16 protein-coding genes are annotated in these 15237 nt (G+C 53.1%); 15 read left to right on the top strand and 1 reads right to left on the bottom strand.

The genetic code is table 11. From position 1 onward, the window contains the following. Positions 1-355: 355 nt before the first annotated feature. The 15 genes from ACW8F6_RS13535 to ACW8F6_RS13465 all read left to right on the top strand — a co-directional run bounded on the left by ACW8F6_RS13535 (position 356) and on the right by ACW8F6_RS13465 (position 14732). Positions 356-3340, top strand: coding sequence for a TonB-dependent receptor (locus tag ACW8F6_RS13535; RefSeq protein WP_491576408.1), 2985 nt, complete (start codon positions 356-358; stop codon positions 3338-3340). A gap of 116 nt (positions 3341-3456) precedes the next feature. Then, a complete protein-coding gene (locus ACW8F6_RS13530) occupies positions 3457-5028 on the top strand; it encodes a tryptophan halogenase family protein (protein WP_491576407.1) in 1572 nt (523 codons plus the stop codon). Positions 5029-5049: 21 nt separating this feature from the next. Beyond that, the gene (locus ACW8F6_RS13525) at positions 5050-5781 is read left to right on the top strand and encodes a SapC family protein (protein WP_491576406.1); all 732 of its coding nucleotides are present in this window, start codon (positions 5050-5052) and stop codon (positions 5779-5781) included. A gap of 3 nt (positions 5782-5784) precedes the next feature. Then, positions 5785-6804 (top strand): cupin-like domain-containing protein, encoded by a 1020-nt coding sequence (locus ACW8F6_RS13520; RefSeq protein WP_491576405.1) that lies wholly within the window; start codon positions 5785-5787, stop codon positions 6802-6804. A gap of 27 nt (positions 6805-6831) precedes the next feature. Continuing rightward, positions 6832-8322: a tryptophan halogenase family protein gene (locus ACW8F6_RS13515; protein WP_491576404.1), complete on the top strand. Its 1491-nt coding sequence runs from the start codon at positions 6832-6834 to the stop codon at positions 8320-8322. Positions 8323-8422: 100 nt separating this feature from the next. Then, a complete protein-coding gene (locus ACW8F6_RS13510; protein WP_491576403.1) occupies positions 8423-9358 on the top strand; it encodes an alpha/beta hydrolase in 936 nt (311 codons plus the stop codon). A gap of 43 nt (positions 9359-9401) precedes the next feature. Then, positions 9402-10175, top strand: coding sequence for a substrate-binding periplasmic protein (locus ACW8F6_RS13505; RefSeq protein ID WP_491576402.1), 774 nt, complete (start codon positions 9402-9404; stop codon positions 10173-10175). Between the two features lie 42 nt (positions 10176-10217). Next, positions 10218-10880: a DUF6962 family protein gene (locus tag ACW8F6_RS13500; protein ID WP_491576401.1), complete on the top strand. Its 663-nt coding sequence runs from the start codon at positions 10218-10220 to the stop codon at positions 10878-10880. A 29-nt stretch (positions 10881-10909) separates the two neighbouring features. Then, complete coding sequence (locus tag ACW8F6_RS13495; protein WP_491576400.1) at positions 10910-11257, top strand: DUF1428 domain-containing protein; 348 nt, start codon at positions 10910-10912, stop codon at positions 11255-11257. Between the two features lie 55 nt (positions 11258-11312). Then, positions 11313-12254 carry a threonine ammonia-lyase gene (locus ACW8F6_RS13490; protein ID WP_491576399.1) on the top strand — a complete coding sequence of 314 codons (942 nt, stop codon included), beginning with the start codon at positions 11313-11315 and terminating at the stop codon, positions 12252-12254. Between the two features lie 78 nt (positions 12255-12332). After that, positions 12333-12743 carry a hypothetical protein gene (locus ACW8F6_RS13485; protein WP_491576398.1) on the top strand — a complete coding sequence of 137 codons (411 nt, stop codon included), beginning with the start codon at positions 12333-12335 and terminating at the stop codon, positions 12741-12743. 4 nt (positions 12744-12747) lie between these two features. After that, positions 12748-13206 carry a YaiI/YqxD family protein gene (locus tag ACW8F6_RS13480; RefSeq protein WP_491576397.1) on the top strand — a complete coding sequence of 153 codons (459 nt, stop codon included), beginning with the start codon at positions 12748-12750 and terminating at the stop codon, positions 13204-13206. 160 nt (positions 13207-13366) lie between these two features. Further along, positions 13367-13987 (top strand): DUF1287 domain-containing protein, encoded by a 621-nt coding sequence (locus tag ACW8F6_RS13475; RefSeq protein WP_491576396.1) that lies wholly within the window; start codon positions 13367-13369, stop codon positions 13985-13987. A 66-nt stretch (positions 13988-14053) separates the two neighbouring features. Beyond that, on the top strand, positions 14054-14446 hold the full coding sequence (locus ACW8F6_RS13470; protein ID WP_491576395.1) for a hypothetical protein: 393 nt from the start codon (positions 14054-14056) through the stop codon (positions 14444-14446). A 76-nt stretch (positions 14447-14522) separates the two neighbouring features. After that, entirely contained in the window at positions 14523-14732 is a 210-nt protein-coding gene (locus ACW8F6_RS13465; RefSeq protein ID WP_491576394.1) for a hypothetical protein, read from the top strand. Here the strand turns inward: ACW8F6_RS13465 and ACW8F6_RS13460 are convergent. Then, positions 14715-15237: phosphotransferase family protein (locus ACW8F6_RS13460; RefSeq protein ID WP_491576393.1), on the bottom strand; the 523-nt coding region annotated here is incomplete at its 5' end. The two genes, ACW8F6_RS13465 and ACW8F6_RS13460, sit on opposite strands and share 18 nt — an antisense overlap.

Genomic DNA, 15237 nt, shown 5'->3' with positions numbered 1-15237 from the left:
GAGGCTATTCGCCGATATTGGGCGTGCCGTCGTAAAAGTCCCCCTATTTTTTACTCTGCACTGGCTATCCATGCTTCTAGGGCCCGATTGGAGGGCTGGGTACGTGAAGTTTTCAATGAAGAATCAACCGCTTACGCATTGCTGTGTCAGAAAGTAACGCCTTCAGGCATAAGTGGTAGACATGCTTGACACCATGGTGCACATGATTTAATTTTGTAAGCGCTTACATGAATAAGTGATGAACGCCTTGGGCGTTTTTTTTGACAGCGACTTGTAAGCGCTTACATATGAGTTAAACTAAGTGAAAATAACAAATTAGCTCGTAGACAATAATCAAATAACTCGGGTCAGAGATATGGAATACAAGAGCTTTAGAAAGACACAACTGGCAGCAACCATCTCCATGGTACTAGGCGCCACCGCCATGACCCCGGCATTCGGTCAGAGCAATGATCAGGAAGGCCTGGACCAGCTAGAGGAAATTGTGGTTACCGGCATCCGCGGTAGTCTGCAGCGCTCAATGGATATCAAGCGCGACGCCCAGGGTGTGGTTGACGCCATCTCTGCGGAAGACATCGGCAAAATGCCCGATACCAACTTGGCGGAATCCTTGCAACGTATCACCGGTGTGTCTATCGATCGCTCGCGCGGCGAAGGCAGCAAAGTGACAGTACGTGGCTTTGGGCCAGACTATAACCTGGTCACCCTCAATGGCCGCCAGATGCCTACCGCCAGCGGCACCAGCCGCTCCTTTGACTTTGCCAACTTGGCCGCTGAAGGCGTTGCTGGCGTTGAAGTGTATAAAAGCGGTAAGGCCAATATGCCAACCGGTGGCATCGGCTCGACTATTAACATCAAAACTAATCGCCCGCTTGAGGCTCCTGGTTTAGTTGCCACCGTGGGCATCAAAGGTGTGCACGATACATCAACCCGTGATGGCGATAACTTGACGCCGGAAATTTCTGGCCTGTTTTCCAATACCTTTGCAGACGACACCCTGGGCGTGTCTCTTTCGGCAAGCCGCCAGGAGCGCGATAGCGGCGCGGCCACCGCGAGTGTGGGCGGCTGGCGGACTTTCCCCGGTGAGGTGGATAACTGCTGGTGTACCGCCAACCCCTCTGAGTGGGGCGGTATCCCTCCCGAAAGTGATGCAAACCAAGTCAACCGCCCGGGTGCTGGCGACATCTACTCAGTGCCCCAAACCATTGGCTATGAGTTGGCCGAATACAATCGCGTGCGCACCAATGGTCAGTTGACCGTTCAGTGGGAACCCATTGAAACCGTGCGGGCTACACTCGATTACACCTACAGCGAAGTGGAAGTTGAGCGCGCCTACAACAATATGTCGGCATGGTTTAACTTTGGCGCACAGGAAACGGTTTGGTCCGACGGCCCGATAGCATCGCCTTTGGTTTACACAGAAAATCTTGCCGGCAGTGACTTTTCCATGGGCGCGGGTACCGATGCCACCCGCACAGAAAATAACTCGGTTGGCTTTAATATTGAGTGGAATGCCACGGAAAATCTGACCTTGGCATTTGATCACCATAATTCTACTGCCGAATCCTCGCCCAACAGCCCCTATGGCGACAGTGCACTCTTGTCAATTGCTGCCTATACGCGCGATAAAACTACCGGCTATTTCGATTCCGATCTGCCCATTTTGGAGCTCGGCTTGGCGAATCCCTTGACGCCGGACGACATGCAAATCACGGGTAGTGTGTTTACCAACAATCAATCGAGAATGGAGATTCAGCAAACTAATTTTTCTGGAAACTTCGCCTTCGTTGATAACAGCCTGATGGAAAGTATCGACTTTGGTATTGAAATTGGCGAGGTGAACAATCGCTCGCAGGGTTCTGTGGTTCAGCGCAATACTTGGAGTGCAAATAATACCCAGGTGGGCGATATAGCAGACTTAATGCAGCCAATGTCTATCGACGGCGAGTTTGACCAAGTATCCGGTGGTAGTGGTCTTATTCAAACTGATTTTTACGGTTTTGACATGGTGCAGTTGATTGAGCGATTTAATCAATTAGTTGCCGCTGGCGATGCCACCTATGGTGATGCAGAGAGCATTGTAGGCATGGGTGATTGCGGTACACCGCTTTGTGCCTCCAGTAGCTTTACCGATGACAAACGTACAACTGAGAAATCAACCGCAGCTTTCCTTCAGCTGAATATGGCAACTGAAGTTGCCGATATGCCCGTCCGCATAAATGTAGGTTTACGTCATGAAGAAACCGATGTTGACTCTTCTGTGCTGGTGCCAGTTTACAGTGGAATTACATGGAGTAATGGATCTAACGAGCTGACTGCAGAGCAAATTCCAGGTGAATACCAAGTTCTGCGTGAGGGTGGCAACTACAGTGTGCTGTTGCCGAATATTGATTTCAATCTTTCTGTAACAGAAGATATTGTGGCGCGGGCCTCTTGGAGCAAAACGATTGGTCGTCCTAACTACCAGGATATTCAGGGCGGGGTGACAATTAGTAATCCTGTTCGTGTCGATGGTGGTAATGGCGCACGAGGTACGCCAGGTCTTGATCCGCTCGAATCAACAAATACCGACCTTTCCGTCGAATGGTACTATGCCGAGGGTAGTTATGCCTCTATCGGCTACTTCCACAAAGATGTGAAAAATTTTATCGGCACCCGCTTTGTGGATGAAACCACCTTTAACTTGCCACACCCAATAAATAGCCCAATGGCGGATGAGGCCAGGGCCGCTGGATTTACGCAAGGTGGAGACATCTTTAACTACATCATCGATAACTATCCGACAGCGGAAGGTGTTGATGCTGTTAACCGGATCATCATCGGTGTAGATGGGCGGGATGGATACAGCAATTTCAGTATTGCTACGCCAGATAATCTTGAGGAAGCTACAGTTGATGGCTGGGAATTAAATGTGCAGCACGCCTTTGGCGATACGGGTTTCGGTGTGATCGCTAACGCCACACTGGTCGGTGCTGATGTTGGTTACGACGACTTTAGCCTAGAGTCACAGTTCGTGGTGACCGGCCTGAGTGATTCGGCCAACTTGATAGGCTACTACGACAAGGACGGTATTCAAGTGCGTATCGCCTACAACTGGCGCGATGACTTCCTGGCAGGTACCGGTCAAGCTAACGTCGGTGTGGGCCCAACCTATGTTGCAGCCTATGGCCAGTGGGATATGAACGCCAGTTACGAAATCAATGAAAACGCGAGCGTATTTATTGAAGCGTTGAATGTCACAAATGAAACCACACATGTGTACGGCCGCGATGAAATGCAAACGCTGTTTGCCGCTCAAATAGGTCCTCGCTACGCTATTGGCGCCCGCTACAAGTTCTGATCCTCAGATCGATTTCTTGTAGTTAGTGATAGGGAGAATCACCGCGCGGTGGTTCTCCCTTTTGTGTTTATATAGGTTACATTATATAAAGTCATTGGCAGTGGTAGATAACGATAATGTCGGGCCAGATTCAGAATATTGTCATTGTGGGCGGTGGCGCAGCCGGGTGGTTGACGGCGGGGCTTATCGCCGCAGAACATCGGCGCTCAGAGCGTATTACAGTCACGCTGGTAGAGTCGCCCGATGTTCCAATTTTAGGCGTCGGGGAGGGTACTTGGCCTTCGATGCGTACGACCCTACAGCGGATCGGCCTATCTGAAACCACTTTTATTCGTCAGTGTGATGCCAGTTTTAAGCAAGGTACGCGATTTGTTAATTGGCAATCGGACACCGTCCCGGCAAGCTATACGCATCCGTTTAGCCTGCCAGCCGACTATGGCTCGCTCAATCTGGCCAACTATTGGCTGGCACAAGCGCGCGCAAGTGCCGAATCCGCAACTGATTTCGCCGATTTTGTCACACCGCAGGCGGTGCTGGCGGCCAAGGGACTCGCACCTAAGCAATCGGTTACGCCGGAATATGCGTTTAATCTCAACTATGGCTACCACCTGGATGCGGGAAAATTTGCCACGTTATTGCAACAGCACGCGATAGCGCAGCTGGATGTCAGGCATGTGCGCGCCAATGTCACCGCAATCGACAGTGCTGACAATGGCGATATTACCCGTCTACAGCTCGATCGCGGTGGGGCCATTGCCGGCGACTTGTTTGTGGATTGCACCGGCAGTCAGGCGCTATTGATTGGCAAGCATTACGGCACCACTTTTAAGAGCCTTAAGCCCGGCCTGTGTAACGATCGTGCGCTTGCCGTGCAGGTGCCCTATGCCGATGCTAGCGCGCCCATTGCATCTACAACGCTATCCACCGCCTTGAGTCGGGGATGGGTTTGGGATATAGGCCTGCAAAGCCGGCGCGGTGTGGGATTGGTGTATTCTTCAGATTATTGTGAAGAGACGCAAGCGCGTCAGTTATTGGCTGACTACCTGCAGGCCACTGCCCCCCATGCAGCCATGGCGGCCAGTGATTTTCGCCCGTTAAAATTTAATCCAGGGCATTACGAACAGTTTTGGGTCAACAATTGTGTGGCGATAGGTATGTCCGCCGGATTTGTAGAACCCTTGGAAGCCTCCGCGTTGGCACTGGTTGAGCAAGGTGCGGCCATGCTCGCCGATCAGTTGCCGCGGAGTCGAGCCCTGATGGCGCCTGCGGCCCGGCGATTCAATCACAAGATGCACTATCACTGGCGCGCCATTGTCGATTTTTTGAAGTTGCACTATGTACTTAGTCAACGCGACGACAGCAGCTATTGGCGCGCCATGCGAAACCTCGACCAGGCTTCCGAATCGCTGCGCGACCGATTGCAATTTTGGCAGCAGCAGGCGCCTTGGCACGAGGACGCGCCGCGCGTTGATGAGCTGTTTCCCTCGGCGAGCTATCAGTATGTGCTATACGGCATGGGCTATATGCCAACTGCAATGCGCTTCGATCGCGCGACGTTCACACAGCAGCAGGCGCGTGCGACGCGCGCTATAAGCGAAAATAAGCAGCGAATCGCGAGTATGGCATCGGCTTTGCCAACCAATCGTGCATTGTTACAACAAATTATGGCGACGGGATTGCCGCGCTAAGAGCATAAACGAGGAATGATAATGGCGAATTTCGAATTACTGAATAATGAAAAGCACAGGGATCTTCGGGTAATAAAGGCATTCAGCGCAGCCTACGGCGATAACGTTATGTACGCTATGACCTTTCCGTTTGAGTTTCGCAGTGTGCAGGGGGAATACCCCATATTACTGCACAAAGATATCGACAATGGCATTACCTATCCGGTAGCGCTGTTTGGCTTTCAGGACAAGGAAAACCTGTTTCTGGATGAGCAGGGCTGGCACGCGAATTACAAGCCATTAATGATTCGCCGCCAACCATTTTTGATTGGCTTTCAGGGCCCGAAAACCGAGGCCGCCGATGAGCGCCGCAGGGTGGTTTCCATCGACACGGATAACCCTCGCGTAAGTACGTCAGAAGGTGAGCGACTGTTCGATGAGTTTGGCGCTAATACCCCATTTCTGGAGGAGGCTGCCAACATGCTGGAGGCGATTCACGCGGGTCACGAGCACGCCAATAAGTTCATTGCGGCGCTAGAAGAGTTTGATTTAATCGAGTCTATCACTATCGATGTGACGCTGAATGACGGCTCAAAGAACCAGTTGCTGGGTTTCCATTTTATAAATGAAGATAAATTTCAGGAGTTGCCGGGAGACGTTCTGGACTCATTTAATAAACAAGGTTTTTTAATGCCGATTTTCATGATGCTGGCGTCTATGAGCAATATTGCGACCTTGGTTGGCAAGAAAAATCAGGTAGAAGGGATTAGTTGACCCATGGCTGCGCTGCCCACACCCAAGCCAGTCAGTGTCCACACAGACTGTACGCCAGAGACTGTTTTCTCGATGGTGCAGGAGGCCCGCGAGCCAATTATTTTAAAGGGGTTAGTACGCGATTGGCCCGCAACAAAGGCCTGTCAGGCGTCGATTGCAAGTGCCGCTACCTACCTCTCAAAATATTGGACCAATACGCCGGTCACTGCTTACGTGACAGAGCCCGGTTCAGAAACTCGGTTGTTTTACAACGAGGATTGCACCGGTTTCAATTTCAGAAGGGGGGCCGCCCCATTGCATCAAGTGATGCAAAAACTCTCTGAGCACAGCGGCGATGAACTGCCTCCGGTGATCTACGTCGGTTCGTCCATGGTAGACAAGTTTTTACCGGGTTTTCGCCAGCAAAACGATCTGGAATTGGGCGATTCTGGGCCCCTGGTCAGTGCCTGGATTGGTAATCGCAGTCGGATTTCAGCGCACTACGATTTTCCCGATAATATTGCCTGCGTCGTAGCGGGTCAGCGGCGCTTTACGCTATTTCCGCCCGATCAGCTAGACAACCTCTACGTTGGTCCGATTGATAGAACTCCGGCCGGCCAGCCCATCAGTCTAGTGGACTTTTCCGCACCGGATTTGCAGCGTTTTCCGCGTTTTGCCGAGGCAATGGCACATGCCCAGGTTGCGGAGCTGGCGCCGGGCGATGGCATTTTTATTCCCAGCATGTGGTGGCACCATGTGGAGTCGCTATCGCCGTTCAACATGTTAGTCAACTACTGGTGGCTTAATACCCCGGATTACTTGGGTTCGCCGTCCTCGGCATTATTGCACGCAATTTTGTCGCTTAAAGATCTGCCAGAGTCACAAAAGTTGCAGTGGAAGACGCTGTTTAACCACTATGTGTTTGATGCAAGTTCGGCATCCTTTGACTATATCCCAGAGGCCGGCCGCGGCTTGCTAGGCACAATAGATCGAGCTACGGCAGAGCGAACCCGCACTGAAATAGTAAATAAATTGAAGTGGTGAGCCGAGGTTTGGCTCCTAGGAGAGAGTGTGAATCATCGTAAAATTAAGAAAGTGGTGGTCGCCGGCGGGGGAACCGCTGGCTGGATGGCGGCGGCTTCACTGGCAAAGTTATTAGGTAAGACGCTGGATATCACCCTGATTGAATCCGATGATATTCCTACAGTAGGCGTGGGCGAGGCGACAATTCCTACCCTGTTATCTTTGCATCAGCTGTTAAAAATCAACGAGAAAGACTTTCTTTCCGCTGTCCAAGGTACGTTCAAACTAGGCATTTCCTTTGAAAACTGGCGCGATGTGGGCCAAGACTATATTCACTCTTTTGGTTGGACAGGCAAGGACTGCTGGGCTGCGGGCTTCCAGCATTTTTGGAAAAAGGGGCTCGATCTAGGAATCAGTGAAGAGTTTGGTAAGTATTGCCCGGAATGGGCCGCTGCTAAAGCCAACAAATTCGCGGTGCTTAGTCGAGAGGGGCTTAACTATGCCTATCACATTGATGCAGGGCTTTACGCAAAATTTTTGCGCAAACTTGCCGAGCAAAATGGAGCTAAGCGGCAAGAAGGGAAAATTCAACGCGTAAATTTGAATGCGGATGATGGCTTTATTGAATCCTTGCTATTAGAAAGTGGCCAGCTTGTCGAAGGTGATTTGTTTATTGATTGTACGGGATTCCGCGGGCTATTGATTGAGCAAGCTCTGCACGTTGGTTACGATGATTGGAGTCATTGGTTGCCCTGTGATGGTGCCATTGCCGTACAAACCGAAGCCGTTGGCGAGCCGATCCCTTACACCCGTTCTATTGCTCACGATGCCGGATGGCAGTGGCGTATTCCGCTGCAAAATCGCGTTGGCAACGGTATGGTATTTTCCAGCAAGTTTTGGCGCGACCAAGAGGCGATAGATTGCTTAACCAAGAATATTGAAGGTAAGCCGCTTAACGAGCCGCGTGTTATCAAGTTCAAAACTGGCCAACGTCGCAAACACTGGCATAAGAACTGTGTGGCAATGGGGTTGGCCAGTGGCTTTATCGAGCCGCTGGAATCCACTAGTATTCACCTGATTCAGCGCGCGTTGGTACGCCTGATGCAGATGTTCCCCTATGACGGCATTCGCCAGCCGGATGTAGAAGAATTCAATGCTCAAATGAAGTTTGAGTCGGACAATATTCGCGATTTCATTATCTTGCACTACCACGTCACCGACCGGACCGATACAGAATTCTGGCGCCATTGTAAGAGCATGGAAGTCCCGGATACGTTGACACACAGAATCGAGTTGTTTAAACAAACGGGGCGCGTATTTAAAGTCCCCACCGAGCTGTTTGGCGAAAACTCCTGGATTCAAGTAATGCTGGGGCAGGGTCTTATGCCTGAACAGTATCACCCCATTGTCAACATGATGAGCGAGACTGAGCTGCAAGACTTCCTGAAGGGGATTCGCACCCAGGTGGATAAAACCGTGTCTCAACTACCTCAGCACGGGGATTTTGTGCGTCACTATGCGCCCGCGCGCCACGGCTAGGCTGACGGTACTGACATCGTATTCATAACGACAGGCGAAGTTTTTGGCGCTAGTGTACAGGTTTCTCAATCTGAACCTTACGCGAGAGGAGCCAGTCGCCGTGAATATTCAGTCTTTTTTGTGTTGCCTTGCGCTAATTTTAGCCATCGGACTGTCTGCTGGCGTGGCGCAAGCAGCCGAATCTCTTCCTGTAGTTGCCGCCGGCAAACTTGAACGGCTTGCGGATTTTCCGTCAGCCATGGTGCCAACGCGCCCGGTTGATGTGTGGTTGCCCGACAGCTACGACGGCATCCAACCTCATGCGGTGCTGTACATGCTTGATGGCCAGATGCTGTTTGATGGCGCGCAAACGTGGAATGGGCAGGAGTGGCGGGTGGATGAAATCGCAGCGGCGTTAATTCAATCGGGTGAGGTGCGGCCGTTTATTGTTGTGGCCATTCACAATATTGGGGCAGGGCGACAGTCAGAATATTTTCCCGAGCAACCTTTTCTGTCGCTTGCGCGCGAAGCGCGCGCCGTTTTTTATAGCCAGCGGCGCGCTTCTGGCGATCGCTTTTTGGCGGCCCCTGTGTATTCTGATGCCTTTTTACGTTTTCTTGTTACCGAGTTGAAACCTTACATCGATAAACACTACAGGGTGCATGGCGATCGCGCCAACACCTTCCTGGCGGGATCCAGCATGGGCGGCTTGTTTTCTTGGTATGCCTTGTCTCTGTACCCCTCGGTATTTGGCGGGGTGGCGGCAATGTCTACCCATTGGCTCGGTGGTACTGAAGATGACGGTGTGGCGTTTACTGAATTTTTAAAACAGGTGAATACGATTCCTGCGAATAGCGCTAAACTCTACTTTGATTATGGCGATGCCACGCTAGACCAGTACTATCCCAAGTATCAACAGCAGGTAGATACGTTACTGCGCGAACGCGGTTGGCAAACAGAGTACTGGCGTACTCATTTCGAACAGGGTGCCGACCACACGGAGAATGCTTGGGCGGCTCGCCTACAACAGCCATTACTTTTTTTATTGGCGAAATAATCCCACGCGTGGTATGTGGGTATCGCCCTAACGGGGAGCTTGCGTGCGATATATTACGGGTCTCTTGCTGTGCGGTTGGCTTGCCCTCTGGGGCCAGGCCGCAGCCGGTGAGCATCTGATCCTGGCGGCTGACGAATGGTGCCCTTTCAATTGCGATGCGGCCGATGAGGCGCGACCGGGTTACATTATCGAAGTTGCCAAGCAGGTCTTTAGTGCCCACGGCATTCGCGTGACCTACGTCAATTTACCCTGGCCCCGCGCAAAGGCGCGTGTAAGTGAGGGATTGGTGCACGGTTTAATTGCCGCCACCAAAGAAGATCCAGACACTCGCCACCTGATTTTTCCTACGCGTCCGCAGGGGCAAATGGCCAATGTGTTTTGGGGACGCAAGGCGAGCAATTGGCAGGTGGACGGTTTGAAAAGCCTGCGTCAGGTGCGCTTGGGCGCGATAAAAGACTACGAGTATGGCCCGCCCTTGGATAATTATCTGGTAACACCCAATGTGCCGGTTCATCTAGTGACGGGTAATCGGCCGCTAGAGCGTCTAATTCGGATGCTTCAAAGTGACCGCATTGATGTCATTGTTGAAGACCTGTCGGTATTTACCTACACCGCGCAGTCGCTCGACTTTAGCGACTACCGAATGCTGGGTGACATTCCCGGTACGGTGGAGCGCGCGCCCTTGTATATTGCTTTTTCGCCCAATGCACTGGGTAAACGCTATGCCGAGATCTTATCGGAGGGAATGCAGGCGCTGCGCGAAAGCGGCGAACTGGCAAAAATTATGGCAAAGTACGGCCTGCAAGACTGGCAATAAACGGCACAGCCACCAGTCTCTAACAGTGATCAGGTTGACGCTATGATTGAGATTGTTTCCAGCCCCACCGAACTGACTACTGCCGTTACAGACCTTTTGATGGGGTTGCTGGCATTGTATATCGGCTTTAGTCTGCGACGCTTTGGTCGAGGTTTTTATTTGCGCAATTGGCAGGCGGTATTTGGCCTCTTGGGTACGGCTGCATTACTGGGTGCTGTAGTGCATGGACTGGTGCTGGGTAGCCGGCTATACGACTCACTTTGGGCGGTGATTTACCTGGCGCTAGCGCTCTTGGTGGCGCTATTTCTTGTGGCTTTTACCTGCGATCTGTTGACGGAACAAAGCGGACGGCGCGTGATGGGGCCCGCCATGCTGTTGGGGGGAGGCTTTTTCAGCTACACGCTGCTGTTCCCCAGTTCCTTTACCCCGTTTATTGTGTATCAAGTTACTATCATGTTACTGGCGCTGGTGGGATATACCGTCCTGGCGTTCAAGCGCACTGTACCGGGCGCGGGTTGGTTGGCTCTGGGGATTGCCGTCACAATCCTGGCTTCTGCCATTCAAGCTACCCGCGCATTGTCATTTACTTGGGTGTGGCCATTTGATCACAACGGCGTCTATCACCTGGTGCAAATGGTGGCATTGGTAATTTTATTGCAGGGTCTTGCGCGACGCCTGGCCCAGAAGCAGGCCGAGCCCGCTTGAAATAACCCCATAGACACAGGAGACACCCGATGCACTATATCGATGGATTTGTAGCGGCAGTACCCACTGAAAACAAGGCGGCTTATCTGGCACATGCCAAAGCGGCGGCGGACGTGTTTAAGGAATATGGCGCGTTAAAACTGGTCGAGTGCTGGGGCGACGATGTGCCCACCGGGGAAATTACTTCCTTTCCCCAGGCAGTCCAGTGCGGTGCGGATGAAACGGTTGTTTTCTCCTGGATCGAATGGCCTTCGAAAGCGGTGCGCGATAGCGCCATGCCCCGCTTAATGCAAGATCCGCGTCTGTCGCCGGAGACTAACCCTATGCCGTTTGACGGACGCCGCTTGATCTACGGTGGCTTTACACAAATTTTGTAGCGCGACCAAACGTTTGTTGCGCCACAGTTGCGCAGGTGTTCGGGGATTCTTGTCGATGAACGACATTGTCACACTGGCAGATATCTACGCGGCGCAAGCGCGCATTCAGCGATGGGTACATCGCACGCCGGTGCTCACGAGTGCGCTGTTGAATAAGGCACTGGGCTGCGAGCTACATTTTAAGTGTGAAAATTTTCAGAAGGTGGGCGCATTTAAGGCGCGCGGTGCCATAAATGCCGTGGCACAGTTAACAGGTGTTGATACCGTGGCTACTCATTCCTCCGGCAATCATGGTGCTGCCCTGGCCTATGCCGCGCAGGTATTTGGGTTAAAGGCCATTGTTGTCATGCCCGATAATGCGCCGGCGGTAAAGCAAGCAGCGGTTGCCGCCTACGGTGGTCAGATTGTGACTTGCCGGCCCACCCTGGCCGATCGCGAGGCTGCCCTGGTGCAGGTAGTTGAGGACACGGGCGCGTACTTTGTGCCGCCCTATGATCACAACCAGATCATCGCTGGGCAGGGCACCGCAATGCTGGAACTGCTCATGCAGGTAGCGCAACCCCTGTCGGCCGTTCTTGTGCCGGTGGGCGGTGGCGGGTTGCTGGCGGGTACGGCGGTGGCGGCCAAAGGCTGTCGACCGGAGCTGCAGGTTATTGGTACCGAGCCGGCCGGCGCAGATGATGCGACGGTGGGGTTTAATCGCGGGCAGCGCGTCACTCAGGCCACGCCCAATACTGTGGCGGATGGCCTGCGCACACTGGTGGGCGTTCGCAATTTTGACCTTATTTGTGCCAATGTGGACGCTATGTTGACTGTTACAGAACCGGCCATTGTGGAAGCCATGGCGTTGCTTTGGACGCGCCTCAAAATTATTGTGGAACCATCCTCCGCGGTACCTGTGGCCGCCATTATGGAGCACGCGGAGGGTTTCAAGGGGCAGCGTGTGGGCGTTATTTTATCGGGTGGCAATGTCGATTTGGCGCAGTTGCCCTTTTAGCAATTTGCGCAGTCACTGTGGATTTTTGGCACCGTGCCCCCATAGTGTTTAGATAGGCGTTGTGCACAAGGAGGCGCAATGATTATGCAGTGGTTGCAGCGCACATGGCGAACGGCGCGCCAGTACGCAGTTGAGCCAGACCGGCGCCGAGTGGTTTTATTGTGGTTGTTGCTGCTTTCCCTAGCGCCCTTTGCCATTGAGATCATTTTGCTTGCCGACCTCATCGGCATCGAACTGGCCATGGCCTTTTTGGCCTACTACGTCAAAGCCGTGTTGGCTGAGTGGCAAGCGGCCTGGCGCCGCTTTCGATGCAACGTTCGACAGTCTTTTCTGTGGTTGAGCCATCACAGTGTTGGACAGTTAAAAACATGGCTGCTGCACAGCAGCTGCAGCCTGCTGGTTTTGGTCTTTACAGGTTCTGCACTTTGGGCGATGTTGCTTTGGTATCCCGTTCTTATACTGGGACAACACACACCATCGGTAGTCTAGATTTATGCACATCTGGGTTGATGCAGACGCCTGTCCAGGCGTGATCAAAGAGATAGTTTTTCGCGCGGCGGAGCGCAAGAAAATTGCGACGACATTGGTGGCCAATCAGTTTATTAAGGTGCCGGCCTCGAAATACCTCAGCAGCGTGCAGGTGGCCGCAGGTTTTGATGTGGCCGACAACGAAATTGTAAAGCGCCTTAGCCCGGGCGATTTAGTGATTACCCAGGATATCCCTCTGGCTGATGAAGTCCTGGCCTTGGGTGCCTATGCCATAAATCCGCGCGGGGAGGCCTACACGCAGGCCAATATTAAGTCGCGCCTGAATATGCGCGATTTCATGGATACGCTGCGCGCCAGTGGTGTTCACACCGGCGGGCCTGCACCTCTTAATCACGCTGATCGCAAAAATTTTGCCGACCAGCTCGATCGACTGATCACCAAGTTAACGCGCACCAAGCTGTGAAGCCTGTGGCTTGGCTGGCTTAGTTTACGCGCGTCTAATTTGTTGCCGGGGATGAGGCGTGCCCAGAATCAGCGAGTGGGTCGCACAAAAGCCTGCGGTCTGCATGCGATTACCTATGTGGCCACGCGTGTGTAATTGTCAATTGGAGAGGGGGCGTGCAATGAACGGGTTACGTTGGGTGCAGCAAGCGCGCTGTCGGGCAGTTGTTTTTATTGTGGCTTTGGCGGCGGTGCACTGTGTGCAGGCCTGGACCGCACGGGATTTGGCGGCAGCCGCAATGGAGCGCACCCGGCACTCGGTGACCTACGATGGTCGCTATGTGTCGATAGACTATCCCATGGGCGACGTGCCGGCGCACATGGGTGTGTGCACGGACGTAGTCATTCGCAGCTACCGGGCCTTGGGCGTGGATTTGCAGCAGCGGGTGCACGAGGACATGCGCGCGGCTTTTGCCGAATACCCCTCGGCTCGCCTGTGGGGGCTCAGTCGGCCAGACTCCAACATTGACCATCGGCGGGTGCCAAATCTCGCCGCATACTTTCGCCGCCAGGGCAGCGCGCTACCCATCTCCCAGCAGGCGAAGGACTATCAGTCAGGCGATCTGGTGACCTGGATGCTGGCCGGGAATTTGCCCCATATTGGCATAGTGGTCGACGCTCGATCTGACGACGGCGCGCGCCCTTTGATTGTTCACAATATTGGTGCCGGGCCGGTGATGGAGGACGTATTATTCCGCTACCCGATAACGGGCCACTACCGCTATCTGCCGCAATCAGACTGAACGGGTGTAACAACGGGCGATCGACAGACTCAGAAGGGGCGACACTCTTTGTTTGAGACTTACACGATGAAACACCTTCCCCTATCTTTGCTGGTATTGCGCCTCTCTGTTTTTTTAGTCATGTTTATGTGGACGCTCGATAAATTTGTCAATCCGAGCCATGCCATTCGAATTTTCGAGCATTTTTATGCTATTCCCGGTGTCGAAACCCTGGCGATCTATGGCTTGGCCGTGGCCGAGATGCTTTTGCTGGCGGCGTTCCTCTTTGGCGTATGGAAGCGATGGAGCTATGGCCTGGTATTGTTGGCGCACTCGGCCTCTACCTTTTCGTCTTTTCGCCAATACCTAGACCCCTTTGAGGGTTCGCACCTGTTGTTTTTTGCCGCCTGGCCAATGTGGGCTGCCTGCGTGGCCCTGTACCTGTTGCGCGATGAAGACCGGTTGATGACTTGGCGCTAAGTGGTGAACTTTGCGACAAGCCGGGTATCCAACAGATTTACGCCGACGCGCGTTGGCGACAATCAAAGGAGGGGGTATGTCATTATTTCGATGGGTTTTGACCGGGTTGCTGGTGTTAATACTGGCGGGCTGTTCGAACAAACAGGTCTACGAGGGCCTAAAACAAAGCAATCGGAATGATTGTCTGCAGCTGCCACCCAATCAACAGCAGGCCTGCCTAGACAAGGTAAACCAGTCTTACGAGGCGTATCAGCGCGAGCGCGAAGCGCTAAAGCAAGAGCCGTGATTTGTGGTAGTGCAAATGGCCTAGGGCCTCTTTGAGCCAGCTCAGCGCGGCCTTGCCATCGTCGCACATAATGACGCCCCAGCAGGCCGTAAATACCCAATAGCAGTAACTGGCGTCGGCAAAGTCCAGCGCCTGTTGCTGTGGGCTACCTGGTAACAGCTGTTGTTTAATTTTGCGTGTTTGCGCGCTGGTAAGCTTGTGGTGTGCAAGCAGCGCGGCCAGCTCTAGGCGCGGGTCACTGGTGCAGGCGTATTCAAAATCGATACACAATAATTGCTGGTTGTGCAGCAGTAAATTGTCCGGGTTGAGATCGCGGTGACAAAAGGTCGCCACTGGATTCTCTGCCAGGCGCGCGATACTGGCTTGCATCCAGGGTGCCTCCGCAAGTATGTGCTCGGCCACCTTTGCCAGTTGAGGCGCCAATGCCGGCCGGCGCCGCTGCAACACATCCTGGTAGTACTGCCACTGAGTGGCGGGCATCAGAGTGTGTGCTGGCGGCGTTAAT

It is taken from the genome of Simiduia sp., from assembly GCF_058345725.1.
The sequence above is the reverse complement of the archived record's forward strand: the minus strand, read 5'-3'. Positions and strand labels throughout refer to the sequence as shown.